Below are 25,256 nucleotides of genomic sequence, written 5' to 3'. Positions count from 1 at the left end.
GTTTTATTAACAAAAATCTAAAAACTCCTAAGATGACACGCAACATTAGGAGTTTTCGAATCGTGATTGGCTTTAATACTGGATGGACTGAAAATTCGGATCGTCTGCGAGCTGCTGTAAATAGTGCCGTTCTTTTTGATAAAAATATTTATTTAAACGGTTCACCCATTCCCCACGGCGGAAGGTCAATATTTTTTTATGCACACCATCATATTCCAGTAATACCACATTACTGTCATCTTCGCCTGTCGCCAAACGGGTCAATTTATAATCATGCGGCGCATATTGATGCGATGGCTGCAAGGATCTCAAAATTTCGACTTTATATTCACCATCTAGCCAGTAATGTTTATCCATTAAAGCTTTTTCATTGACCCAGAAACCGGTTTCCGCACCATCATGGGTATCAATCAGAAAAAAATGATCCAGCTCCCTTAACAACTCTGATGCAGTGATATCCAAATAATCATTCATACCCACCTCTACTCACTCAAATTCTTATCGTTGCTTATGCTATTTTTTTATCATGGTTCAATTACAAGTGGTCTTGCCCCCGCCACCCGTAATCACCCAAAGCACAAATGATCATGACCTGTAGTGAATAATGGGGTTTTACAACAGTATCATCAAAAATTGCGCTTTTCACTCAAACATATACAGGAGCGTATAGAGAATCAATATTTTTCTCTTGGGTTGCTCTATAATTCAGATAAAAGAAATTTATTTAAAAATCATAATGTTATTTAAAGATTATATTTATAATAATATGTATTTGATTTTAAAGTGATTTAGCTAAAAACCAGACTAAATCACCTTCATTGCTACGCTACAAAAATGTTATTCGTCGCGGGTTTTTACATCAAAAAGCTCAATCTCAAAGGTCAGATTGGCATTGGCCGGAATAATCTTTCCAATCTTACGCGCGCCATAAGCCAAGTGTGCTGGCACAATCAGTTTACGCTTGCCACCCACGCGCATACCGATAATGCCCTGATCCCAACCCTTGATCACACGGCCTGTGCCAATCACGGTTTCAAAATAGTTGCCGCGATCCAGTGAAGAATCAAACTGGGTGCCATCTTCTAGCCATCCGGTATAGTGCGTGGTAATTAAGGCACCTTTCACCGCTTCTTTACCTTCACCGACTTTTAAATCAATAATTTCTAATTCTGCGCTCATTTCTATCTCTCCAAATAACTCAAATCAAGATTATTGCAATTGTTGCCATTGAATGTCGACCTGACCTTTGTCGCTGAGCAAGGTCCATTCGCCATCCATGATATTCAGCTGTAATTGCATGGTCCGTTCGCATAAGCCTTCAAGCGCCTGTGTGGTTTGAGGCGCCAATTGCCACACTTGTACATTGTTTAAGGTTTTAATCTTGCTATTCTTCTGCCACCAGTCGTCTGCTTGCGAGCCATATGTCACGACAGCCACCTGCTTACAACGGGCACTGGCCTTTTTGACTTTATCTTCCGATGGGCAACCCACTTCAATCCACTTTTCTAACAGCCCTGTAAGGTCTTTTTGCCATAAAGCAGGCTCATCTGTTTCAAACAGGTCTTTGGTAAATTCCAGACGCTCATCGGCAAAACGCGCATAAGCAAGGATACGAACCATTAAACGCTCAATGGTTTCGGATGGATGCAATGCCAGTGTCAGTTGATAATCTGCATAGATATGCTCATCCATATTGGCAATATTCAGGTCTGCCTTATATATTGTTGCTTTTAACGCCATAAACGATACTCTTAAAATACGGTACTCTCAAATTTGGCGCTAAGCATACTCTATTTTGCGGGCAAGAATGCGCTGAATTATTCAGATGCTCGATGAATCTTCAGGATTGCGACAAGCCAGTAACTGGGTCTCAAATGCCAGCCAATCCTGCTCAGACTGCGTAATCACCTCAATCCGGTTATCAATGCCTTCTTCGGCAGATTTATAGTTAAATTGCTGAGGATTGAAATTAAAACTTTTCCAGCCCTGATCGGTATGAAAAATTCCCTTGATCCGTACCCAGTCTTGCTGTGTACACAACAGATCCAGCAGCTCATAAAAATTGAACTGCCAACGTTTGGGAAGTTTCCAGCCTGCGACTGTATACCCTTGAGCCGTCTCAATATAGTGATAAGGCAGCTGTTTAATTTCAGCGACTGGTGCATGCGTCGGTTGTGCTTGTTGTAGCTTTAATAAAGGCTGGATTTTACGTTGTATTGCCTGCTGCTGAATATCCAATCGTTGAATATCCACTTGCCCATTTTCAGCTTCAATCCAATACTGCACATAGGTTTCATAGTCTTGTTTTAAAGCTACATATGCCTGACGATCCTCTGCAGTCATACAGTCGATATGGGATAGCACCACAATTTGTGCCGCTTTGAGTTGATCCGTATATAAGTTTTGCTTGACCCACTGCTGATCATGTAAACGGCTACCATCTACCACGATCACTAAAGCCCGCATCGCCAAACTGCTGTGCCAGTGTGGCTCAGTCAGTTGTTCCAGAAGCTGCGCAGGATGGCCCAAACCGGTCGGCTCGATAAATAAACGGTCAGGTTTACTTTCAGTTAATAGTCGTGCAAGCGCAATTTGCATCGGCAATTGGCTACTGCAACATAGACAGCCGCCCAATAGCTCTTTGACTGCATAACCTTGTTGTTGGTTAATCAATTGTTGATCGACACCAATTTGGCCAAACTCGTTCATCAAGATTGCCCAAGTCTCATTCTCAGGCTTTTGCGTCAATAAGTGCTGTAATAACGTAGTCTTACCCGCTCCTAGAAAACCGGAAATAATATGGGTGGGGACCGTTTTGGGCGCAAGAAATTTCACGAGGCACTCGCATTAAAAATTTATTTCATTCTAAAGAGAAAAATTGATTAAATAAATTAAAGAATATTGATTGATATACTATGTCTTTAAACCCATTAATTGAAAATAAGGTGATATTCATCACAATCAATATCTGAAAATTATATTTAATCTAAAAAAACAAATGGTTTATTCAATTAACCAATATTTGTTAAACTTAAATCAATGTTTAAAATACGTAAAAAATCCGCTTGTTTTTTGATCACAAAAACATATTTCCATACATTTTCATCGTTAATTTCTTCATGCTATTTTACACAGCGACTACATAAAGCGACGCAATATTTCATATTGTTAAGAAGGACGTAATAGATTGTTAAGGATGTTGCTGCAAAAACGTTTGGCCCATAGCATGGACCTCATGCCGAAATGAGAGATTCGGATTGACTGAATCCTCCATTGATGGCTGTTATTTTAAATGAAATAAGGATGCCAAACATGAAACTTATCAAAACTCTTCTTGCAACAACTCTTACTCTTGCAGCAGCGTCTTCATTTGCAGCAACAGCTGAAGAACAAGCTCAGACTCAGGACAGAGTAGTTGTTTCTACTCAAGAGCAACCTGGTACTCAAGCTGCGACTGACGCAACTGCTGAAGCACCTGCATCTACACCTGCACCAACAAACTAAGCAGATCTGAAGGTCTCCTCCAGACCTTTAGACCAACATTCGTAATGATCTAACGCTTATTTCATTACCAATGTAAAAAAAGATCGGACCATGCTGCGGTCCGATTTTTATTTTTTGAGCATCTTAAAATTTAGATGCTTAGCATTGCGTCGATTTTTTAAACATACTGCATGAAGGTTGATGAACTTCTTGCAAACGTGTAGCTTTACGCTGCTCTGCTGCCTCAAAACGACAACGTTTCCATTCCGTATCCAGATTTAAGGCTGGTACCTGTTTGGGCTTACGCTGCTCATCCACTGCAACCATGGTGAAATAGCAGGTATTGGTATGGCGTATGGTTCTATTCTGGATATGTTGCGCTTCGACACGGATACCGATTTCCATTGAGGTGCGCCCAACATGATTGACGCTGGCCAGAAATGTCACCAGTTCGCCCACATAAATCGGTTCTTTAAAATTCACCCGGTCAACCGATAAAGTCACCACATAACTTCCTGAGTACCGACTTGCACATGCATATGCAACCTGATCGAGCAGCTTGAGAATCGTCCCCCCATGAACGTTGCCTGAAAAATTTGCCATGTCTGGGGTCATCAAAACGGTCATAGTCAGCTCTGACTGGTCATCAGGTGCCTGGTTCGCTTGATCTAATTGATACATGAGAACAGCTCATTAAGAATGTAACCTGATTATTATCGTTGATTCATGCGCATAAAAATATGCGCAAAACGCTAAAACATCATCAATTATTTTTATGATCTTTCTATTATTTAATTGGAAATAGTGACATTAAAGCTGTTTTTACACGGGATAAAAGAATCTATTCCCGATAAAAACAGCTCCAGTTCAAAGATTATTGAATGGTTTTAGCTTAAATTGGCCGAGCGTATCAGACCCACCACTCCATTGACGATCATATCAATTGCAATGGTACCAATCAGCAAGGCAGACAACCGGCCAACAATATCAAAATACCGGTCAATATATTTGGCATGTTTATAACGAAGGTGATCATGCCCAAACTTCATCAGAATGAGAATACTACAGGTCAGGATCAAGGTAAGCGCGATCACTGCAATTGCACCGCTAAACGGTACGCTCACCCCGGTCACGACCGCTGCACTGATGGTACCCGGACCGATCATAAAAGGCATCGCAATAGTACCCGCCAGATGCTCAGGTGCTCCCCGCATCTCACCAATGGTTTCCGCACCCTGAAACACATAACGGTAACCAATCACCAGAAAGATGAAGCCACCAAAAATCTGGAATGATTCAAAGCGGACATTCAAATAACGGCTAAAAATGTTCTCACCACCCCATGCAAACAGGATAAACACCCCAAAAGCAATCAAACTGCCTTGAATCAATGCTTTACTAAATACCTTGGCTTCGGTATTACGGATCATCCCCACCATATAGACGCTCATCAGGAAGGGGTTTAAGAGAGAGAAAAACAATGCAAATGCATGAATATAAGGAGAAAACATAGCACTCTCGTGATCAGCGGAAAAGATTAAAAATGAACAACATAAGAAAAAATCAAATTATCAACTCATGCACCGGTTAAAAGCTGCTTGCAACGGGGTGTGACATTGTTGAGTGAATCATCTTTATTCAGATCCAGCGTCGCACCAATACCCAACAAACTCACATGAATTTTTGCATTACTAGGGTTCAATGCTTTCACATTAAATTTTATACCTTGATCACTGTACAGCACATTGTCGACCAATTTTACCTTGTAAGACATCGCTTCCTTACGATCATCCATACACAACATACCGCTTCCCTGACGATTTAGTTTTAAAACGGCCATCGATGCCCCTGCCTCGCCAGACCAGCTCCCTGAAAATGGAATCTGGGTCGGACTTAACTGACTGAATTGAGCAGGTGTCATGGTTGTTATCGAAGTACAGCCCACCAGAACAAAAGCAAGACTTCCGGCCAATAAAATATTCTTCGCAACCATAGCTAACCCAATAAAAATCAAATAATTCCGTACATTTTCCCACATTTAAGCTTTTTTTAATTTGTACTGCATGTATATAGCTAGTATCGGAAATGTTAAAAAATTTAGCACACCTCACCTTGCGAATGAGATTGTTCAATCAATATTCACAGTTAATACATCTTTATTTTTAATATCAGGATTTAAATGATTAGACCCATAAATCCTTATTTATTCCTCTAAATAAAATAGTTTGTAAAAATTATTTTAAATATAGAATTATGACTTGATTTTCATTGCAATGATCTGTAGATTTTCTTTTTGAGCGAGTAATTCAAATGACTTTCCAAACGATCTTTGAAACTTTTCAAGCGCTTCCGAATGGAACAGATACCTACAAACAAATCAAATCTCAATGTGAACAGGCCATTATTCAGGCCGAACATCCTCTAGAACATTGTGCTTTATTACTCATCTATGGTTTTACAAAAAACTATGTCTTGCTCTATGAAGATCAACCGGTCAGCCCTGATTTTTCAAGTAAAGTGAAAGCCCAACTCACGCATTATATGCAGGAAATCAGTAATGCTTTGGCCACTGAAGATGCAGCGTCTATCCTGGCTGCCTTAAATGATGTGTCTAAACAATATATAGATAGCTCTAGAATTTTCTAATCCTTGCAAGCTATTTAAATAGCCACTAGACTTCATATATCTCGAAATACCGCTTCTAAATATCGGTCGATTATATTTAGAAGCTATTCCATATAAATATGACCTGAGAATTAAATATATTACTCATGTCAGAATTTATATAAATATGCGTTTTTTATTTTAAATAAACTTCTTGATTTATTTATATCAGGATTGCCTTTGCCTGACTGACAATATGCTGGGTTAAAAGCTGTAAGGGTTTGGATTGTTGATTCCAGTGATGCCAGTACAAGGGTACTTCCATTTTTGCTTCGGGCAACAGCTCAACCAAAGCATCTTCATTCTTCTCAGTCACCAATTGCAACTCCGGCACCATGCCATACCCCAGTCCCAGCTTGATGGCGGTGACAAAAGATTCGGAAGACGGAATTAAATGACAGGGATAGCTGCCTTTCATCAGACCAAAATGCTTTTCAAGTATATCGAAGTGTAGTCGGTCCTTATGATTAAAAATAATCGCAGGCGTATGACGCAGATTTTCCCGGTCGATACCATGAGCAAACCACTTTTTTCTGAATGACGCAGTGGCCACCATTCGGTAACGCATCACCCCCAGATATTCTGCATGACAGCCCCGCATCGGCTGGTCTTCAATTGAAATACAGGCACTGACGGTGCCCTTTTCCAGTAAGGAATAGGTATGTGACTGGTCATCTGTTCTTAGCTCAATCACGATTTTCTGTTTGAGCAATACCTCTTGCAACGCTGGCAGAAGCCAGGTTGCCAAAGAATCTTCATTGGAACCGATCACCGTCTTGAAAAAGTTGGCATCTCCTCCTCCCGTCAAACCATGTAACAGGTTTTGCTCCAGTCGTTTTATATGTTGCAAATACTCGAACAGCTGCTGACCTGCCTGAGTCAGTACACAAGGACGACCACGGATCAATAACAATTTGCCCAGCTCTTTTTCTAACGCCTGTACCCTCAGCGTTACCGCTGAAGAAGTAATACAAAGCTTTGCTCCAGCCTGTTCAAAGCTTCCATCTTCTGCAACAGCAAAGAAGGCTTCACATTGTTTATTGTCTAGCATCACAAACCTTAAAAAAATTTAGGTAATCCAAAACAATCTTAATTTTACTGAATTTTTAAATTTTAAAAAGGCAATGGTAAATATAAACGTTCAATCTGAAAAATTTCCCATGCTTTGAAGCAATGGATCTAATGGCTTTAAGATACCATTCTGATTTAGCTTGCCCTCCCTGATTTTTGCAGGGCCATTGTTAAGTTCCTGATCCCTGACCGTCACCCCGTACTTTGTCTGGATTGATGCAGATCAAAGCAATCGTTTTCTCAAATAAATAATACTGAGTAACGCAAATGCCAAGCCGATAAAAGACGGTGCATAACCAAAGGGAGTCGCTAATAACCCAACCATCACTGCACCTGCGACTGCCCCTCCATAATTAAAAATATTCACGCGAGCAATAATTTCATCTCTTCGGGTTTCATCCAAACGGCCTACAGCAGAATATGTAAGCGGAACCAAGGCACCCACCGCTACACCAGCCAGTGCGAAACCTAAAATAACGGTAACGAGTGAATGGCTTATCCCGGATAACACACAGCCAAATGCCCCAATCAGAAGCGTGACCAAAGCAACCCATGTCGCAGTTTTAAATTGCAGCAAGTAATCCAGTCCTAAGCGTGTTAGTAAAATGCCAATCTGATAAGCGGCATAACCTAAAGGAGCAACAGTGGCCGAGCTGGCTAAAACATCTTTGAGATAGATTGAACTCCATGTACTGATGGCAGAATCGACCGTAAATATAATCAGAATAATCATCCCAAAAATGAGAAGTTGCCGATATGGAATCACTGCTTTCGGTGGTGAAGATAATCCTGAAGATTGTTTTTGCTGAAATAACCAGTGTCTCGAGAGTTGCGAAGTAATCAATGCAATCACTGCTGCAATACATAATGCTGTCGTTGCGCCAAGTGAAGTTGATACAGTGGCTGACATGATTAATGCACCCAAAAATGCCGCCGCTGTATAACAAGCAAAGAAACCACCAAATACACTCTTACCAAGCCGTTGTTCCATCATAACAGCCTGCATATTCAGTGCTGCATCTAAACAGCCTAGTCCAAGACCATAAAGCAAAAAGCTGGCAATCATCAGCATCACATTTGGACTACATGCAGCAATTGCGACCCCAACAGCTTCAAGCAGAAAACCCGTTACAACAGCAAATCGCGATCCGAACTTGACTGCGGTACGGTCAGCGAGAACCGAACCGAGCGCCGCTGCTATGCATACCCCCAGAATAATCAACGACAACTGATCATCAGACAGCCTGAAGCGGCCTTTTATGCTGGGAAGTGCGGTCATTACGGTTGCGTAGCCAAGACCTTGTGTTGCAAAACCCAGCGCAATCACTTTCCGTGTTTTGCTGGAAATTCCATCGTTTACACTTTGGATAGGAAGATTGAGATCCATGCCCGACTCACTGACTTATTTTTAAAATATTTGTTTAGAGATGTACTCGAACACGTCCTGTGTCGATTGTTTTTAATTTTTATTTAAAACAACGCGCAAGATAAGGGCAATAATTGGAAAACAAAGGGGGGAAATTCGGACAACAAGATTTGAAATCGACTGGGTTGCATCAACCTACCTTAAAAAAATTTAGGCAACCCAAAACAATCTTAATTTTACTGACTTTTAAAATTTAAAAAAGATAATAGCAAACATAAATTTTCATTGTGGAACATCTCCCTTCTTTCAGCGTCTAAGTCATTGCGATGTCTGATCTTAATCAGCATCCAAAGCCCAGATCAGGAAAGAACACACCTATTCCACCCTAATTCTTGAGGAGCTCAATCTATGACCGCATTTTTCTATGGGCTTGGTATCGGCTTTTCTCTCATTTTAGCCATTGGCGCACAAAATGCCTTTGTATTGAAACAAGGCTTAAAACAGCAGCATGTCTTTTGGGTCTGTTTAATCTGCGCACTTTCCGATTCTATTCTGATCTACCTGGGGGTGACCGGTTTCTCGAAAATTGTGGTGGATTTTCCCCTGATTGTCACGCTTGCGAAATACTTTGGTGCAGCCTTTCTGTTTCTGTATGGCCTGCGAAATTTTTATTCCGCTATCCAGAATAATAGTGGGCTGAATCCAAGTGAAATTGAAAAGGATTCACTGCTTAAAATTATCGGCATGTGTCTGGCCTTTACCTGGCTCAATCCGCATGTCTATCTGGATACCGTGATTCTGGTCGGCTCTATTTCTGTACAATTTGCAGATCAGATCTATCTCTTTGCGGCAGGCACCATTCTGGCGTCGTGGATCTTCTTCTTTGCGCTGGGCTATGGGGCAAGAGCGTTATTACCTTTATTTAAAAAGGCCAGCTCATGGAGAGTATTAGATGTTCTGGTCGGCCTCATGATGTGGGCAATTGCCACCAAATTATTGATCTAAATCATCAGGCAATAAAAAAGCCCTTGTGTTCACAAGGGCTTTTTCGTATTTGGCGGAAGCGGTGAGATTCGAACTCACGGAGGACTCACACCCTCGTCGGTTTTCAAGACCGGTGCATTAAACCGCTCTGCCACGCTTCCAATGGCGGCTATCATATAAATAAAAGTTCAACTTGGCAAATCTTTTATTTAAAAACCTGCATCAAATGCTCAAAATAAAATCAACAAGCGGTATTTTTACGAATTTTCAGGCTTTTCATAGCGAATTGAGTTGATATACCACACTTTTTTCCCCAAAGGTGTGTGCACTTCCACCTCATCATCGACCTGTTTACTGAGCAATGCACGCGCCATCGGTGACTCGATCGAAATATGCTGAGGATGATGATCATAGATTTCATCCACCCCGACAATTCTTAATTTTTTTTGTTCGCCGGCATCATTTTCAATTTCCACCCAAGCCCCAAAGTAGACCTTGCCTTCCTGCTCAGGTACATAATCTACAATTTTTAATTCTTCCAGACGTTTGCCTAAATAACGGACACGGCGGTCTATTTTCCGGAGTAGCTGTTTATTGTACTGGTAATCGGCATTCTCCGAGCGATCACCTAAGCTTGCAGCCCAATTCACTTTTTTAGTAATTTCCGGACGTTCGTCATGCCAAAGCTTCTTGAGTTCGGCAACCAGTAAATCATGTCCGGTACGGGTGATTAAATTCGATTTCATAGGCTTAAAATACGTTACTACAACATTCTATTTACAAGTTTTTGCATTGTATGCCTTATTTCGCCACGACTAAAGTGTATAAATTTCATTCTTTTTCTAAATCATGTGTTTGTGATGCAATTCTCATTTTTTCTTACGTTAAAATTTGACAATCTGCTTTTTGGCGCTTAATATGCGCGCCTAAGTTTGATTTTGTCTATTTTTTATACGCATTATTAATGTTGTGAAACATTTGCGTCATTTTTTCCCTTTAATCGATGTCATTTTGAATGACGTTCATGACTTGCCCACCCCTTATTGAATTTATCAACTTTTAAAAGTTAAGGCAGTGTATTGCTGAACTTTTAGGGCATAAATTATCTGTAGCGGAGACAACATGCACAGTAATTCAAGTTCTGGGTCTAGGCCTAGCCTTAACTCTTTATCTTCCACACTCCCGTTCCAAGCATTAGCTTTAAGTATTGCGGTTTTACCTTTTAACAGCTTGAATGCAGAAAAATCGCATCAATACAACTCTGTTGTAACCACCAATGTTCTTACTGTCGTTGCAGTTGAAAGTCCAACCACAGTATTTAATGATGGTCAATTTTTACATGGTTTTGGTTATGACCTCGCGCGTAATTATGCGCAAAGTCTTAATGTAAAACTTGATTTTAAAACGGTTCCTGACAATGCCACGGCATTGAAATGGGTGGCTCAGGGCAAAGCCAATCTTGCCATGACCACAGCCAACCTCGCTGCAATTGAGAACAAACAACTGGTTTCTTTTTCAGCCAGTTGTGGCGATCAGGCCAGCCTCAGTAAAAATGGTTTAAACCCTCAGTTAAACTGGGTATTTAAACAGGCAGATGATCCGCTTACCTTAACCGCAAGTGGTTATGTCTGCCAGAGCAAACAGATGGGAACTACCCAACAGCTCGCTTCATTTTATAACCGGAATGTGGTGAAGCCAGAGTCCTGGTCAACCATTCAGAAAGATCTGAAACAACGCTTGCCGATTTATAAGGCCAGCTTTAAACAGAGCGCTTCTAAATACAATTTAGATTGGCACTTGCTGGCTGCAATTGGCTATCAGGAGTCTTATCTTAAACCGACCTCAGTTTCTCCCACTGGTGTGCGTGGTTTAATGATGCTGACCAATAGCACAGCTCAAGCCATGGGTGTCAGTAATCGTTCTGATCCGGTCCAGAGTATTCAGGGCGGTGCCAAATATTTTGATCTGATGCTGGACCAGTTCTCGAATGTACCTTATCCGGACCGCAACTGGTATGCATTGGTGGCTTATAACATGGGCCCCGGCGCTGTCAGCCAGATCCAGAAGCGTATCCGTGCCCAAGGTAAGGACCCAAATCAATGGGTTAACCTCTACGATCACTTGCAACGCAATCAGGCACGTAATGGTCGTTATAAGCAAGCGCTACAATATGTCACGCGGATTCGTACCTACTTGGAACACATCAAAACCAATAGCCGTATCGATGTCTAAGTGTCAGGCAATAAAAAAGCTTACCTTAAGGTAAGCTTTTTTATGGAGAAAGAATTTAAGCCGTTTGCTCAAGCACTTTCTTGAATAAATCTTTTTGCTCTTGGCTTGGCTTGGCTGTTTGTAAAGCCATAAGCTGAGACATATCACCTTGCACCTTGATTTTACCTGTCATGAATGCTTGCATTGCAGCAGCCATGTCAAACTCAAGGAATACTTTACGTAAAGTTTCAGCATCCATGTTTAAGGTTGTTTTCGCATTTGAAGATAAACCTTTCTGGATTTTACCTGCATCCAAAGAGAGCTCTGTATTACCAGCTGCATCTGTTACAACCAAGTTAATCGCTAAATTCGCAAGCGCAGGTGGCAAGTTTAAATCACCAGCTTCAGCAGTAAGTTTTTCAACAGTTGCAAACCAATCATCAGTTAAAAATGCAGCCATGATTATTCCTCAAATGTATTTGTTCAATTTCTTGTGCCATCTATCCAGACGACATCTCATGAAGCAATTTGCTTGTGCCCTGTTATAGCATGTAATTTTTATTTTGGGCTATGATTTTTTGTACGCAGGATTCAATTTTTAAATTTTTTATAAAAAAAAGGTACTTAACCAGTACCTTTTCAAAAAAATTTATACTTTACTCTGCCGCAAAACTCAGGTTGACTACATCCAGACGGTTTTTCATCTCTTCCGGATCTTTCATGTCAAACTCGCGTTGACCATCAAGTGCTTCAAAGTCGAATAACTCACGGTCTGCCAGTTGCGAAGGAGAAACGTTTTGTAATGCACCAAAAATACTGTGCAAACGTTTCGGGTGCTGTTTGTCCCATTCACGTAACATGTCATTGATAATGGCACGCTGCAAGTTTTCCTGTGAACCACACAAATTACATGGAATGATCGGGAACTGGCGTAATTCCGCGTACTTGATGATGTCTTTCTCTTCGACATAAGCCAAAGGACGGATCAGGATATTCTTTTTATCCGAAGACAAAAGTTTTGGTGGCATGGCTTTCAAACTTCCACCATGGAACAAATTCAAAAAGAAGGTCGCCATGATGTCATCACGGTGGTGACCCAACGCGACCTTAGTGGCGCCGATCTCCTGCGCAAAGCCATACAGTGAACCACGGCGTAAACGTGAGCATACCGCACAGTAGGTCTTGCCCTCAGGCGTTAAACGCTTGGTAATGGTATAGGTATCTTTTTCCAGAATGTAATATGGAATATTGTTCTCTTCCATATAACGTGGCAAGACATCTTCAGGGAAGCCCGGTTGTTTCTGATCCAGATTGACAGCAACCACATCAAAGTTGATTGGCGCAATACGCTTGAATTGCAACAGGATATCGAGCATGGTATAGCTATCTTTACCACCCGACACACAGACCATGACCTTGTCGCCCTCTTCGATCATGTTGTAATCACGAATTGCATGCCCCACCTGACGACGAAGTTTTTTCAACAGGCGATAATACGCCGAACTTGTCGGAAGCTCTGGCTTGAAATTAAATCCTTGGTTGGACTCCACTGGCGCGTACATAGACGTGATTTACTCATAAACAAAAATACCGCGCGATTTTATCTCATTCCGAAAAAATGCGCATCTAAAGAATTTTTCAATTTCTTTCAATCGTCATATTTCAGTTTCATACTGGTAAAATTCTGATCACAAAATGTCAAACTGGCCCAGATTGCTTATATTTCAAACTTTTCCACAGTTGTCCACAAAAGCTGTGGATAAATTTGTGGATTTCTTAGCTATTGACAAACTGCCTTTATCTTAAAATAAGGCTTCCCATTAAATTGATCATTTTTTAACCAATCATTTTATTAATTTAAAATCAATAACTTACATAAGTCAAGACTTAGTTTTTAAAATAAATATTTTAATTTTTTTTGCCGAACATTCGCACAAATTGACTTGATTTTTGTCTAACAGTAAAAAATAAAAAAATTGTAGCAAAAGATCTTTTTTTGCTTTTTTTTGTTAAACTGCCACATGCAACTTATGCTCATCCTTTCGCGAATATTATAACGATGAACAAAACAACTTATTTTTTTGCTGCTTGCTTGGGAACAATCGGTTTTTTTAATGCGACAGCATCAAGTTATGCTGGGCAGACCATTTATCAATTTAAAGATGATAATGGGACAACACTACTCACCAATAAGAAAAAGGCAGAGTACAGTCATCTAAAAGTGGTCAAAGCCACTTATTATCCTGACAGTAATATTCATAACTATAGTAACTGGGGCGCTAGTGAAGCCTCTGTACTGCCGAGCTATAGCCGGAATAAAAATGCATTTGACCAGCTGATCCGTCAAGCCGCTCAACAGCACGGAATTTCAGAGGGCTTGATTAAAGCTGTCATGCATACCGAATCAGGCTTTAATATCAAGGCCCGTTCACCAGTCGGTGCACAAGGTTTAATGCAACTGATGCCGGCCACTGCACGCCGTTTTAATGTCAGTAATGCCTATGATCCGCAACAAAACATTTTTGGCGGTGCAAAGTACCTAAGCTGGTTACTGAAACGCTTTAATGGTAATACCCAATTGGCGATTGCGGCCTATAATGCAGGTGAAGGCAATGTCGATAAGTACGGCGGCATTCCGCCATTTCGTGAAACCCAGGATTATGTCCGTCGTGTTACCAGCCGTTACCAAAATCTTTATGCTTCAGGCTTAGGCACGTTTACAGAATCAAACAGCAGCAATACTCAGGTACTGGCGCAATCTGCGAATTATTCCTCATCATCCAATAATATTGCTGAAGCCACTCCCGCCCCTAGATCCTACAATCGCCAGATCATTACCCTTGCAGATGGGACCTTTACCGATGCGCCATCGGGAACCTATACCACTGCCAATGCCACCGCAACAGCCCGAATCCGTCTAAGCAACTGACAATTCAGGCTGTGTATTCTCATGGCATGATTTTTCCCGCTATTTTTTAGACAAAATCGCATTTAAGTCCCTGTTTCATAGTCAATTGATATTTTTATTGGCTAAATGTATCTGCGCCGATTTTTTTCTTGAATTTTTAGGGTTCGCCCTGCATATTAGCGTTATGATTTATAATTTATAAATCAGATCACTTTTTCTTTATAAGAGGGTTTTCTCAATGATGCGGATTGGTTTGTTCTTGCTAACCAACCTCGCGGTACTGGTTGTAGCTGGCATTATCTTGTCACTCTTCGGTGTCGGTAGTTACCATGGCGCGGGTGGCTTGAATCTAGGCAACCTACTGGTCGTCTGTTTTGTCTTTGGTATGGTGGGTTCGATTATTTCCCTGTTCATGTCAAAGTGGATGGCTAAAAAAACCACTGGGACAGAATTAATTGACCCAAATGCACCCCGTAGTCAAGCAGAAGCTTGGTTATTACAAGAAGTGGCGCAATTATCCCAACGTGCAGGTATTAACATGCCTGAAGTGGGTATTTTCCCTTCTTACCAATCCAATGCATTTGCGACAGGTTGGAATAAAAATGATGCTTTAGTAGCTGTTTCAACAGGCCTACTCGAGCGTATGAACAAAGATGAACTTCGTGCTGTACTGGCGCACGAAATCGGTCACGTTGCCAATGGCGACATGGTCACTCTTGCGCTGATCCAAGGTGTGGTCAACGCCTTCGTGATGTTCTTTGCACGTATAGCAGGTGACTTCATCGACCGTAATGTATTTGGTCGTGAAGATGGTGAAGCACCGGGTCTTGCTTATTTTGCCATTACCATCGTACTCGACATCGTCTTCGGTATTTTGGCCTCTGCCATCGTGATGTGGTTCTCTCGTCAACGTGAATATCGCGCAGACGAAGCTGGCGCACGTTTAGCAGGTAAACAGGCCATGATTTCTGCCCTGCTTCGTTTACAGGCAGAGTCAGAAATGCCTGATCAAATGCCGAAAGAAATGAAAGCATTTGCAATTGCGGAAGGTAAGGAACAAGGCTTTAGCTTAGCGGCTTTATTCCAGACCCACCCAACCATTGAACAACGTGTTGCGGCATTGCAGCAGTTAAACGTTCAATAATCAGTATCAGATTCATGATAAAGCCTCCATCATGGAGGCTTTATTTTTGCCTAAAGACTAGCGTGTCTGGAAAGATTGATAAAATTGCCACAAATAACTGAAACCTACCCACACTGCCAGCACCAGTAACATCAGCACTGCGATGCCCAATAGATCGGGAATGCGTAACCAGATCCAGCTCACCACCGGATTACGCCAGAAAGCAGAAGTTTTCTGTTTTTGCTCAAGTGACTCATGCAGGAATGGATGCACCACATGAATATCGCTGCGGACCTGATACTCTTCCCGAATATGCTCATGCACGATCTCCAGCGTCTTGCGGCTAGGGCGGATGAATACATCAAATACAGTGCCGACAATCGGTACGAAGCCAACCAGCATATCCATAATTGCCAGTTTCACCACATCTTTGAGCTTATGTTGCGGTACACCAACATCTCTGGCTTTTTTAAAGGCATATAAGGTCAGGATAAAACCGGCAATATCTCCAGCAAATGGAATCGTGCTTAATGCAGCATCCGCGCCCACACCCTGCTTGGTAAAGGGTATGCGGACCAGATTGTCCATGGTATTGGCAAATTTGGCCAAATCACGCTCGACCGCAATCGCTTGCTGCTGAGTTAGTTTTTTTTGTTCTGGGTAATCAGTCATTCGCTCAACCTAAAAACGATGTTTATGCTTGAGAATAAAGTAGTTTTTAGGTTTTGTCGGTACAATTATGATTACAGCCTAGAATAAAATCATGGAGGCGATAAATAAATAAACGATCACCCCGGTGGCATCACAAATCGAAGTGACCAGCGGTGCTGAAGCACTGGCTGGATCAAGCCCGGCCTTATTTAAAATAAACGGCAAACTCATCCCGATCAGACAGCCCATCAATACAATCCCCATCATACTTAAGGCCAGGACTAGTGCCACCATTTCGTCACCACGGAAATAGCCCAGTAGCGAAACAGCCACCGCCATGGTGCCACCCAGGCACAGGGCCACCAGACTTTCCCGCCCCAGTAGCGAGAACCAGTCTTTAAACTGCACATCTCCTGTCGCCAAAGCACGGACCATCAGGGTGGAAGACTGTGAGCCGGCATTTCCGCCACTCCCCACCAGTAATGGCAAGAAGAAGACCAGCACCAGATTCTGCGCAATTACATCTTCATAATGTGCAATCCCGATGCCGGAAAGTAGGCTTCCAAATACCAAGAAAACCAGCCAGAACACGCGTTTCTGGTAGAGCTGTAAAATAGGTGCAGATTTAATGCTGAGTTTGGACGATGCATCCACTGCCCCGACTTTTAAGAAGTCTTCGGTGGCTTCTTCACTGGCCACATCCATCGCATCATCATAGGTTACAATCCCGACCATCATGTCGTAGTGATCAAGAATTGGGAGTGCCAACAGATCATAACGGGCAATGGTCTTGGCCACCTCATCCTGATCGGTATCGACATACGCAGTCAGCACATTGGTTTCCATCAACTCATTAATATTCTGTTCTTCATCTGCCAGAATTAACTGTTTCAGGGATAAAACCCCCAAAATTTTTCGTGCCTGATCCAGTACATAGGCAAAATAAATCGTTTCGGTATCGGGTGCTTCCAGACGCAACATTTTAATTGCATCCTTGACCGTAATATCAGGCTTGAGCGTGGCGTATTCAGAACTCATGATTGCCCCTGCCGTTCCTTCCAGATAAGCAGAAAGCTGGCGAATATCTTCTCTTTCAGCCTGCGCTAAGGCAGGCAGTAATGCATTCTGTTGTTCCTGATCCAGACACTTGAAGACATCAGCGCGCTTATCCGAAGACATCTCTCCAATAATCTCTGCCAGTATATGTCTAGGCATGGCTTTGGCCAGTTTGACCTGTTCATTGGGCGGAAGATAGGAGAAAACGTAGGCACGCTCAGGTAAGTGGCTAAGCAACAGTTGGCTTTGCTCTACAGAGAGCTGGGTCAAGACGTCGGCAAGATCCACCGCCCGAAAGGTCTGTACGGATGCGAGTGCAAGTTCAATATGGTTATTTTTAAGTGCGTCGCTTAGTAAATATAAAAAATTATTGTAGCTCATGTCAGCCTCTTCACTACAAATGCTCTGCAATGAAGAACTACAAGCAGCCTATTGGTTTACTGCTAAATAGAAAGCTTCATGCAGACTTTGATGAAAATAAAAATGTGTAATCTTGGATAAATTACAACTCTGCGTGTCCATTTAGGCAATCAAACCTCATTAGACCGTTTATACGGCACGGCAATACTACAAATTTTTTTGAATATTCTCAACTTACTCAACAAAAATGAACAGTTGCTGGCTTAGTCTAAGCCAGCAACTGTTCATTTTAGCGCTGTTGTAAAACAATATGGTTAAGCAGTTTCAATCTTCGGTTTTGGCTTGAATGCTGTTCTGACCAAAACATACATAAACGGAATGAAGATCAGTACCAGAATGGTCCCGAATACCACACCGCCAAACACACTATAACCAATGGCCTGTCGGCTTAACGCACCCGCACCACTCGAAAACATCAGCGGGATAACGCCGGCACCGAAGGCAATCGAGGTCATCAAAATTGGACGGAGTCGTAATCCTGCGGCATGTAAAGCCGCTTGCAGTGCGGTTTGGCCCTGTTGTTGCAGGCTGGCTGCAAATTCAACCATTAAAATGGCATTTTTACAGGACAAACCAATGGTGGTAAGCAAAGCAATCTGGAAATAAATATCGTTAGCGAAACCGAACAGGTAACTGAATAAAATCGTTCCGCCGACCCCTAATGGAATTGCAGCCATCACCACCGAAGGAATTGACCAGCTTTCATATAGGGCTGCAAGGCACAGAAAAATAAAGGCAATCGAAATGAGATACAGCCAGATCGCCTGATTGCTGGATTGCTGTTCCTGATAAGACAGTCCGCTCCAGGCCAGCCCGACATCTGGCATTTTATCGACCAGTCCCTGAATGGCCTGCATTCCTTGTCCACTACTGAATCCATTGGCTGCATCCGCTTCTAGACTAATGGCAGGATAGCCCATAAAACGCTCCAGCATTGGCGGTGCGCCTTGCCAATCAATCTGGCTAAATTGCGAAAACGGCACCATTTGCCCATTGGCATTTTTCACATACCAGTAATTGAGGTCTTCCGGCTTGGAGCGGTATGGCGCATCGCCTTGTAGATACACGCGCTTGATCCGGCCACGATCAATAAAGTCATTGATATAACTGCCACTCCACGCGGTCGATAAGGTGCGGTTAATATCACTGACGTTGAGTCCGTGAATCATCGCTGCTTTATGGTCAATCTTGATATTCAGTACCGCCTGATCATCATTGCCTTTTTTATCCACATTTTCGACCGAATCCAGCGCATTGCCCTGTTGCTGTAAATCCTGAAAAGAGCTTAATAGACTCTGTCTGCCCAAACCCTTGGTATCCTGTAGCCAGAAATCGATCTTATCTGAATTTCCAAGCCCACGAATTACCGAAGGCATCATCACCATAATACGGGCCTGATTATTCTGCGCAAAATACTGCATTGCTCGCGCACGAATTTGCTGGGCACTATTTTTCGTGCCCTGGCGCTCATCCCAATGTTTCAGTGAAACAAAGGCCTGCCCAAGATTTTGTCCGGTACCTGAAAAATTGCGTCCATGAATCACCATTACCCCATTTAAGTTGGCTTTTTCATGTTCAAGGAAATAGTCAGAAATCTGTTTGCCGACATTTTCCGTTTTGCTCATCGGCGTACCTTCCGGTAAACGGAATTGCACTGCTAAAGTTCCTTGGTCTTCCTGAGGTAAAAAGCTACTAGGCAATTCGCGATAGACCCAGGCAAAAATCCCAATCAGGAGAGCAATACCGATCAAGGACATGCTTTTCAGGCTGATGACTTTGTTAGACACCTTCAGATAACGTGTTTTAATATAGTCCAGTCCCTGATTAAATTTGACTGCCCAACGTGCTTGTTTGTGTTGCGGTTTAAGCAAAATGGCACATAAAGCCGGGGTTAGAATCAAGGCGACCAGTAAGGATAACCCCATCGCCACCACCAAGGTGATGGAGAACTGTCGATAAATAATCCCTGTCGCCCCACTAAAAAAGGACATCGGAATAAAAACGGCGGTCAGGACCAAAGTAATCCCGACCAAAGCCCCACTGATTTCCTGCATCGATTGAATCGAAGCTTGTTTGGCGCTGAGTTGCTGCTCGTGCATAAGACGCTCAACATTCTCAACCACCACAATCGCATCATCAACCAGCAACCCAATCGCCAGCACCATGGCAAATAAGGTCAGGGTATTAATACTCATGCCCAAAACGGCCAAGACCGCAAAAGTTCCTAGGATTACCACAGGTACCGTGATGGCGGGGATCAGGGTTGCTCGCCAGTTTTGCAGGAAGATAAACATCACCAGTACCACCAGTCCGATGGCTTCAATCAGGGTGGATACCACTTGTGACATTGATTCTTTTACAAATGGTGTGTCATCCCGTGGATACATCACAAAATAACCTGCTGGTAAGGTTTTTTCCAAACGAGCCACTTCTTTATATACCGCATCCGCCACTTGCATCACGTTCGCGCCAACAGTCAGCGACAAGGACAGCCCCGAAGCAGGATAACCATTGATCCGGTTAAACACCTGATAGTTTTCAGCGCCGACCTCAACCCGGGCGACATCTTTTAAATAGACAAAACTGCCATCATTGTTAGCTTTAATAATAATATTTTCAAACTGCTCAGGGGTACGTAATAATGATCCCGAGGTGACTTTGGCATTCAGGTATTGATCGCTTGCCGCAGGCAGTGCTCCGATCGCACCTGCTGCCACTTGTGTATTCTGGTTTTCAATCGCTGTTCGGACATCACCCACCTGAAGCTGATAACGTTCAAGTCGTTGCGGGTCCAGCCAGATGCGCATGGCATATTGCGAACCAAACACACTGACTTCGCCAATGCCTTCAATCCGGCTTAGATTGAGTTCAAAGTTATTGGTAATGTAATCGGAAATATCCAGATTGGTCGACCGGCCAGACTTATCCCCGACCCCAATCACCATAAAGGAATCACTTAAAGATTTGCGAACATTCACACCTTGGCGCTGAACATCATCGGGAAGGCGGTTAATTGCCCCATTGACTGCATTTTGGACCTGTACCTGTGCCTGATCAGGATCGGTGCCTTGTTCAAAGAATAAACTAATACGACTGTTGCCACTGGCATCACTACTCGAACTAAAATAGAGCAGGTGATCAATGCCTTTAATTTGCTGTTCCAAAACCTGGGTCACACTATCTTCAACCGCCTGAGCATCCGCACCGCTATAATTGGCCGATACCGTAATTCGGGGCGGTGCAATATCGGGATAACGTTCTACGGGCAAATTCAGAATGGCGAATAAACCAACTGCCATCACAATAATTGCCAGCACAGTGGCAAAGATCGGACGATGAATAAAAAACTTAGATAGCATGGCTGTTCATTCCATTAGTGAAACAGTCAGTTTTTCAAAAAGATAGGTAAATACAGGCACTTTTCAGAATATGATCATTACCGAGCTGACAGGCAAACGCCATCCCTATTAACATATCATTTCAAAAAGCGTAAATTGCGGAGAAATAATGAATTTCAGGTTATTTGCAATAAAAAATAATGCGCTAACTTTGCAATAATTCAACAGCTTAACTGTGCGAATCAATTTAATTTACTGTGCAATCAAAGACTTCTTAATTTTGAATTGACACATCCCCCACTAAAAACGATATTAGCACGCTTAGTTTATCTCCCCTCCCCATACTGTATTAGGCATATATGAAGGCCAGCTTAAAAAACTTAAATATTCTGCTGTTGATCTTATTGCCCGCCTTGATCACAGGCGGCTTACTGATTGCAGTCGGTAATTTATCTGATGGTTTAAGACTTGGCTGTTTATCATTGCCTGGCGTGCTATTTATTTATCTGGCCATTACCCGACAGAAAGTCTATTGGTACTTGCTTGCCATCATCTGGTGGTTTTTGGCCTGGTTAGATGCCTTACTCCGCTCAAGCACCTGGTTTTTATTCAATAGTGATAATGAGGCCTATTTCATTATTGAAGCGCTTGCCAATACCAACCGTCGGGAAAGTCTGGAATTTTTTCAGCTTCATCTTAGTACCATGCTTATGGTGGGAGCAGGTCTGTTGACCTTAGTCATCCTGTATAGCATTACCGTATTTAAACTGGTTAAACCGATTCATTTTAGCCGACTCTGGCACAGCCGAATTTATCGGGGCTGTATTATTTTTCTGATCTTGCTGGCAATCACCAGTTATCTGATGAAACCTTCTCGCAAGGTACATCCGATTGTATTCTGGACTGAGTATCAGACCAAAATCCAGGATTTTAAAGACCGCATCAAACAGCATAAAAATGTCCATCAGCAATGGGACAAAAGTGCCAAGCACAATCTGGTACTGACCGAACAGGCTAAAGGCAAACAGACCCATGTACTGGTCCTGTCAGAGAGTTTAACCAGTTTAAATCTGAGTATCTGTGGCTACCCGCGGAATACCACGCCTGAACTGGCAAAACGCGTGAATGAGATCAAGGTCTTTTGTAATGCATTCTCCCCCTCACCGTCTACAATCAATGCATTACGTGTACTGTTAACCGAAAGCCCTGCTTCAGAACATAATAAATATTCCCCAGAAAGTATTCTGGCCTATGCACGGGCAGCGGGATATAAAATTTACTGGCTCAGTAATCAGGACGATACTTACTTATCTTCTTTATTCGGTTCTTATGCCGATAAAGCAGTCTATAAAAACAAACGCTCTGGCCGTAGTAGCACCTCTCTGGATGAATCACTCATTCCTGATTATCAACAGGCGCTGGCCGATCCTGAACCGAAAAAACTGATTATTCTCCATCTGATTGGCGCCCATCCAAACTATGAAGAGCGCTATCCAGCGGCATTTAACCAGTTTTCCAGCAACAGTAACGATGCTGTCGAAACTGATCTCAAAAATCGGGACATTGATCCGTGGATTCGTTCACTGCGCAATGACTATGATAATGCGGTCTTGTACGAAGATTCATTACTGAGCCAGTTTCTGGATAATTTAAGAGCAGATGCGATACCTGATTTTAGATCTTTTACTGTGGTTTCCGATCATGGCAATGAAGTTGGACATGAAATTGATTATGCCGGTCATAGTCCAAATACCAAAGCAGGTTATCAAGTACCTGTAATCATGTGGTCAGATCGCTTACACAGCACAGGTGTAGATAAAGAAAAAACCTTAAATACTGCGGAACTGGACAACAATCTGATGCGCATCATGGGACTGAAAGACAAATCCTCCCCATCTCAAACTTACTGGTTAGATGACAATTATCATTTCACACCGGAAGCCAACTGGCCTTATTGGAAAAATAAATTTTAAAAATACATTATTTTTTTATCCAGTTTGAGAATGTCTTCAAACTGGAATTTTATTTAAGTACTGCTGCTATTTAAAAGTCTTGATATTTTCATAAAATCATCATCTCCCTGTCATGTGTTTGATAACTTCAACGCTCAAACTAGCGGCTTGAATAAAAAACACATGAGCTTATCTATGTTTAAAAAAGCAGTTCTTTGTCTGTGCCTGATCAGCCTTGCTGGTTGCAATGATGACAACAATGATCAAAACAATATCAAACAACCGAATAATCAGGGTCCTAAAATTCTGGTGGTGGGGCATCGAGGAGCGAGTGCACTTCGTCCAGAACACACGCTTGCATCGTATCAAAAGGCGATTGACGACGGTGCTGACTTTATTGAGCCAGATCTGGTTTCAACCAAAGATGGCGTTCTGGTTGCCCGTCATGAAAATGAAATTGGCGGTACCACCAATGTTTCAACCCTGCCGCAATTTGCTGATCGTAAAACAAACAAAGTGATTGATGGAACATCTTTTAATGGCGGTTGGTTTACCGAAGACTTTACATTAAACGAATTGCAACAACTGAAAGCACGTGAGCGTATTCCACAATATCGTCCTGAAAACCAGAAGTATAATGATCTCTATACCATTCCGACCTTGGAACAGATTATCGAATTGGCTGAAGCGCATTATAAGAAAACTGGCAAAATTATTGGTCTTTATATTGAAACCAAACATCCCACCTATTTTCAAAAACAGAATTTGGCAATGGAAGATACACTACTTAAAACACTGTCTAAATACCAATACACCCGCGATATTGCACCGATCTATTTACAGTCTTTTGAAGTGGGCAATTTGAAATACTTAAAGAACCAGCTTGATCTGCACAAAAGTGTCAAACATGCCCAACTGATCCAGCTTTACGATGAAAAAACAGTACGCCCTGCGGATTATGTCGCTCAAAATATTGCGACTACCTATGGCAATATGGCAACTGCACAGGGATTAAAAGACGTTGCAAAATATGCAAATGGTGTAGGACCATGGAAACCTTATATTATCGACCAAGAAACCATGCAAACCACTTCTTTTGTGACCGATGCCCATCAGGCGGGCCTAAAGGTGCATCCATATACCTTCCGGCCTGAAAATAACTTCCTGCCAGCCAGCTTAAAATGTAGCGCAGATAAAGCCAAAGAAGCGGAACGTTGTGCCGCAGGTTCAATCAAGGAAATGCAGCTGTATTTCAAAGCAGGTGTAGATGGTATCTTTACCGATGATCCAGCATTGGGGCGTCAGGCAATACAAAGTTATCAAGCCACGGCAAAATAAGTCTTGTTTCAAATTTAAGGGCAGTCTGAGCTGCCCTTATTTATGCATGGCTATGCTGTTTTTGCTTGACCTGTTGCCATTGCCACCAGCCATAAGCAGCCAGCCCAACAAAGGCGGCATACAGTCCTGCGGTCAGGAAAACTTCTTTGTAGATAAACATGCCCACATAGATAATATTGACAAAAATCCACAGAATCCACGTGGCAATATGCTTTCGACTGGTCCAGTAGGTGGCCAATAAGCTGAATGCCACCAATTGCGAATCCAGCATCGGTACCGCAGCATCAGTAAAATGTTTAAGCATCAAGCCCAACAGCAGACCAAAAAGAACCGCCATACCCATTTGCGCCAATACCCGAGATTTGGCAATCGGTTCAATCCGGATCTCATGGTCCTGACGTTTGCCTTTTAGCCAGTAATAGAATCCATACACATTCATCGCAATAAAGAAAAATTGCAGCAGTGTTTCACCATATAAGCGGATGCTAAAGAAAAAATAGGCGTATAAACTGCACGCCAGAAAATTAAACCACCAGCACCACATGTGGCGTCGAATGGTTAAGGTCACACCAATCAGACTGATCACGACCGCAAAAATTTCAAAGGCAGACAAGAGCAAACTTCTTTCAGAATTTGTTGGCAACATTATGGAAAAATCTGCAATTTTAGCAATGCCCAATTGTTGATTTAC

Annotated in this window: 24 protein-coding genes and 1 tRNA gene; 8 read left to right on the top strand and 17 right to left on the bottom strand. The window is 42.3% G+C overall.

The window, feature by feature from the left end:
* Positions 1–72 precede the first annotated feature (72 nt).
* The 4 genes from ACINWC323_RS11850 to ACINWC323_RS11865 all read right to left on the bottom strand — a co-directional run bounded on the left by ACINWC323_RS11850 (position 73) and on the right by ACINWC323_RS11865 (position 2,835).
* Positions 73–474, bottom strand: a complete 402-nt coding sequence (locus ACINWC323_RS11850) for a hypothetical protein (protein WP_005231844.1) — start codon at positions 472–474, stop codon at positions 73–75.
* A gap of 363 nt (positions 475–837) precedes the next feature.
* A complete protein-coding gene (locus tag ACINWC323_RS11855; protein ID WP_005288344.1) occupies positions 838–1,179 on the bottom strand; it encodes an FKBP-type peptidyl-prolyl cis-trans isomerase in 342 nt (113 codons plus the stop codon).
* 30 nt (positions 1,180–1,209) lie between these two features.
* Entirely contained in the window at positions 1,210–1,740 is a 531-nt protein-coding gene (locus ACINWC323_RS11860) for a YaeQ family protein (RefSeq protein WP_005231846.1), read from the bottom strand.
* An 81-nt stretch (positions 1,741–1,821) separates the two neighbouring features.
* Positions 1,822–2,835, bottom strand: coding sequence for a CobW family GTP-binding protein (locus ACINWC323_RS11865; RefSeq protein WP_009511454.1), 1,014 nt, complete (start codon positions 2,833–2,835; stop codon positions 1,822–1,824).
* A gap of 477 nt (positions 2,836–3,312) precedes the next feature.
* On the opposite strand from ACINWC323_RS11865, the gene ACINWC323_RS11870 reads away from it, so the two are divergent.
* Positions 3,313–3,504 carry a hypothetical protein gene (locus ACINWC323_RS11870; RefSeq protein ID WP_009511294.1) on the top strand — a complete coding sequence of 64 codons (192 nt, stop codon included), beginning with the start codon at positions 3,313–3,315 and terminating at the stop codon, positions 3,502–3,504.
* A gap of 138 nt (positions 3,505–3,642) precedes the next feature.
* Here the strand turns inward: ACINWC323_RS11870 and ACINWC323_RS11875 are convergent, their stop codons facing one another.
* The 3 genes from ACINWC323_RS11875 to ACINWC323_RS11885 all read right to left on the bottom strand — a co-directional run bounded on the left by ACINWC323_RS11875 (position 3,643) and on the right by ACINWC323_RS11885 (position 5,476).
* Positions 3,643–4,164, bottom strand: coding sequence for an acyl-CoA thioesterase (locus tag ACINWC323_RS11875; protein WP_005231850.1), 522 nt, complete (start codon positions 4,162–4,164; stop codon positions 3,643–3,645).
* Between the two features lie 206 nt (positions 4,165–4,370).
* On the bottom strand, positions 4,371–4,994 hold the full coding sequence (locus ACINWC323_RS11880) for a MarC family protein (protein ID WP_005231852.1): 624 nt from the start codon (positions 4,992–4,994) through the stop codon (positions 4,371–4,373).
* Positions 4,995–5,059: 65 nt separating this feature from the next.
* Positions 5,060–5,476 (bottom strand): J517_1871 family lipoprotein, encoded by a 417-nt coding sequence (locus tag ACINWC323_RS11885; RefSeq protein WP_032881378.1) that lies wholly within the window; start codon positions 5,474–5,476, stop codon positions 5,060–5,062.
* A gap of 317 nt (positions 5,477–5,793) precedes the next feature.
* Here ACINWC323_RS11885 and ACINWC323_RS11890 point away from each other — a divergent pair, with 317 nt between their 5' ends.
* Positions 5,794–6,129, top strand: coding sequence for a hypothetical protein (locus tag ACINWC323_RS11890; protein WP_005288357.1), 336 nt, complete (start codon positions 5,794–5,796; stop codon positions 6,127–6,129).
* Positions 6,130–6,310: 181 nt separating this feature from the next.
* Here ACINWC323_RS11890 and ACINWC323_RS11895 read toward each other — a convergent pair whose 3' ends face one another.
* The gene (locus ACINWC323_RS11895) at positions 6,311–7,198 is read right to left on the bottom strand and encodes an ArgP/LysG family DNA-binding transcriptional regulator (protein ID WP_005231855.1); all 888 of its coding nucleotides are present in this window, start codon (positions 7,196–7,198) and stop codon (positions 6,311–6,313) included.
* A 243-nt stretch (positions 7,199–7,441) separates the two neighbouring features.
* Positions 7,442–8,605 carry an MFS transporter gene (locus tag ACINWC323_RS11900; RefSeq protein WP_009510709.1) on the bottom strand — a complete coding sequence of 388 codons (1,164 nt, stop codon included), beginning with the start codon at positions 8,603–8,605 and terminating at the stop codon, positions 7,442–7,444.
* 387 nt (positions 8,606–8,992) lie between these two features.
* Between ACINWC323_RS11900 and ACINWC323_RS11905 the strand changes: the two genes are divergently transcribed.
* The gene (locus ACINWC323_RS11905; RefSeq protein ID WP_005288361.1) at positions 8,993–9,589 is read left to right on the top strand and encodes a LysE/ArgO family amino acid transporter; all 597 of its coding nucleotides are present in this window, start codon (positions 8,993–8,995) and stop codon (positions 9,587–9,589) included.
* Between the two features lie 50 nt (positions 9,590–9,639).
* Here ACINWC323_RS11905 and ACINWC323_RS11910 read toward each other — a convergent pair.
* Positions 9,640–9,729 (bottom strand) — tRNA-Ser (locus ACINWC323_RS11910).
* 96 nt (positions 9,730–9,825) lie between these two features.
* On the bottom strand, positions 9,826–10,314 hold the full coding sequence (gene greB / locus ACINWC323_RS11915; protein ID WP_005231858.1) for a transcription elongation factor GreB: 489 nt from the start codon (positions 10,312–10,314) through the stop codon (positions 9,826–9,828).
* A gap of 376 nt (positions 10,315–10,690) precedes the next feature.
* Here greB and ACINWC323_RS11920 point away from each other — a divergent pair, with 376 nt between their 5' ends.
* A complete protein-coding gene (locus ACINWC323_RS11920) occupies positions 10,691–11,800 on the top strand; it encodes a transglycosylase SLT domain-containing protein (protein ID WP_005231860.1) in 1,110 nt (369 codons plus the stop codon).
* 55 nt (positions 11,801–11,855) lie between these two features.
* Here ACINWC323_RS11920 and ACINWC323_RS11925 read toward each other — a convergent pair whose 3' ends face one another.
* Both ACINWC323_RS11925 and ttcA read right to left on the bottom strand, forming a co-directional pair.
* Positions 11,856–12,239 (bottom strand): SCP2 sterol-binding domain-containing protein, encoded by a 384-nt coding sequence (locus tag ACINWC323_RS11925; protein WP_005231862.1) that lies wholly within the window; start codon positions 12,237–12,239, stop codon positions 11,856–11,858.
* A 196-nt stretch (positions 12,240–12,435) separates the two neighbouring features.
* Entirely contained in the window at positions 12,436–13,341 is a 906-nt protein-coding gene (gene ttcA, locus ACINWC323_RS11930) for a tRNA 2-thiocytidine(32) synthetase TtcA (protein WP_004774851.1), read from the bottom strand.
* Positions 13,342–13,838: 497 nt separating this feature from the next.
* Between ttcA and ACINWC323_RS11935 the strand changes: the two genes are divergently transcribed.
* The gene (locus ACINWC323_RS11935; RefSeq protein ID WP_009511326.1) at positions 13,839–14,708 is read left to right on the top strand and encodes a lytic transglycosylase domain-containing protein; all 870 of its coding nucleotides are present in this window, start codon (positions 13,839–13,841) and stop codon (positions 14,706–14,708) included.
* Positions 14,709–14,925: 217 nt separating this feature from the next.
* Complete coding sequence (htpX, locus tag ACINWC323_RS11940) at positions 14,926–15,831, top strand: protease HtpX (RefSeq protein ID WP_005231873.1); 906 nt, start codon at positions 14,926–14,928, stop codon at positions 15,829–15,831.
* Between the two features lie 57 nt (positions 15,832–15,888).
* Here htpX and ACINWC323_RS11945 read toward each other — a convergent pair whose 3' ends face one another.
* From ACINWC323_RS11945 to ACINWC323_RS11955, 3 genes are all read right to left on the bottom strand, one after another.
* Positions 15,889–16,482: a DUF4112 domain-containing protein gene (locus tag ACINWC323_RS11945; RefSeq protein ID WP_009510960.1), complete on the bottom strand. Its 594-nt coding sequence runs from the start codon at positions 16,480–16,482 to the stop codon at positions 15,889–15,891.
* A 78-nt stretch (positions 16,483–16,560) separates the two neighbouring features.
* Positions 16,561–17,898 (bottom strand): magnesium transporter, encoded by a 1,338-nt coding sequence (gene mgtE, locus ACINWC323_RS11950; RefSeq protein WP_009511106.1) that lies wholly within the window; start codon positions 17,896–17,898, stop codon positions 16,561–16,563.
* A gap of 293 nt (positions 17,899–18,191) precedes the next feature.
* Positions 18,192–21,296: an efflux RND transporter permease subunit gene (locus tag ACINWC323_RS11955; RefSeq protein WP_009511141.1), complete on the bottom strand. Its 3,105-nt coding sequence runs from the start codon at positions 21,294–21,296 to the stop codon at positions 18,192–18,194.
* Between the two features lie 338 nt (positions 21,297–21,634).
* Here ACINWC323_RS11955 and ACINWC323_RS11960 point away from each other — a divergent pair, with 338 nt between their 5' ends.
* Both ACINWC323_RS11960 and ACINWC323_RS11965 read left to right on the top strand, forming a co-directional pair.
* Positions 21,635–23,248: a phosphoethanolamine transferase gene (locus tag ACINWC323_RS11960; RefSeq protein WP_009510940.1), complete on the top strand. Its 1,614-nt coding sequence runs from the start codon at positions 21,635–21,637 to the stop codon at positions 23,246–23,248.
* A 174-nt stretch (positions 23,249–23,422) separates the two neighbouring features.
* Entirely contained in the window at positions 23,423–24,565 is a 1,143-nt protein-coding gene (locus tag ACINWC323_RS11965; protein ID WP_009511346.1) for a glycerophosphodiester phosphodiesterase, read from the top strand.
* Between the two features lie 40 nt (positions 24,566–24,605).
* On the opposite strand, the gene pnuC is transcribed toward ACINWC323_RS11965, so the two are convergent.
* The gene (gene pnuC, locus ACINWC323_RS11970; RefSeq protein WP_502322125.1) at positions 24,606–25,178 is read right to left on the bottom strand and encodes a nicotinamide riboside transporter PnuC; all 573 of its coding nucleotides are present in this window, start codon (positions 25,176–25,178) and stop codon (positions 24,606–24,608) included.
* Positions 25,179–25,256 lie beyond the last annotated feature (78 nt).

Origin of the sequence: Acinetobacter sp. WC-323, from assembly GCF_000314615.1 — a bacterium.
GTDB lineage: Bacteria > Pseudomonadota > Gammaproteobacteria > Pseudomonadales > Moraxellaceae > Acinetobacter > Acinetobacter courvalinii.
The sequence above is the reverse complement of the archived record's forward strand: the minus strand, read 5'-3'. Positions and strand labels throughout refer to the sequence as shown.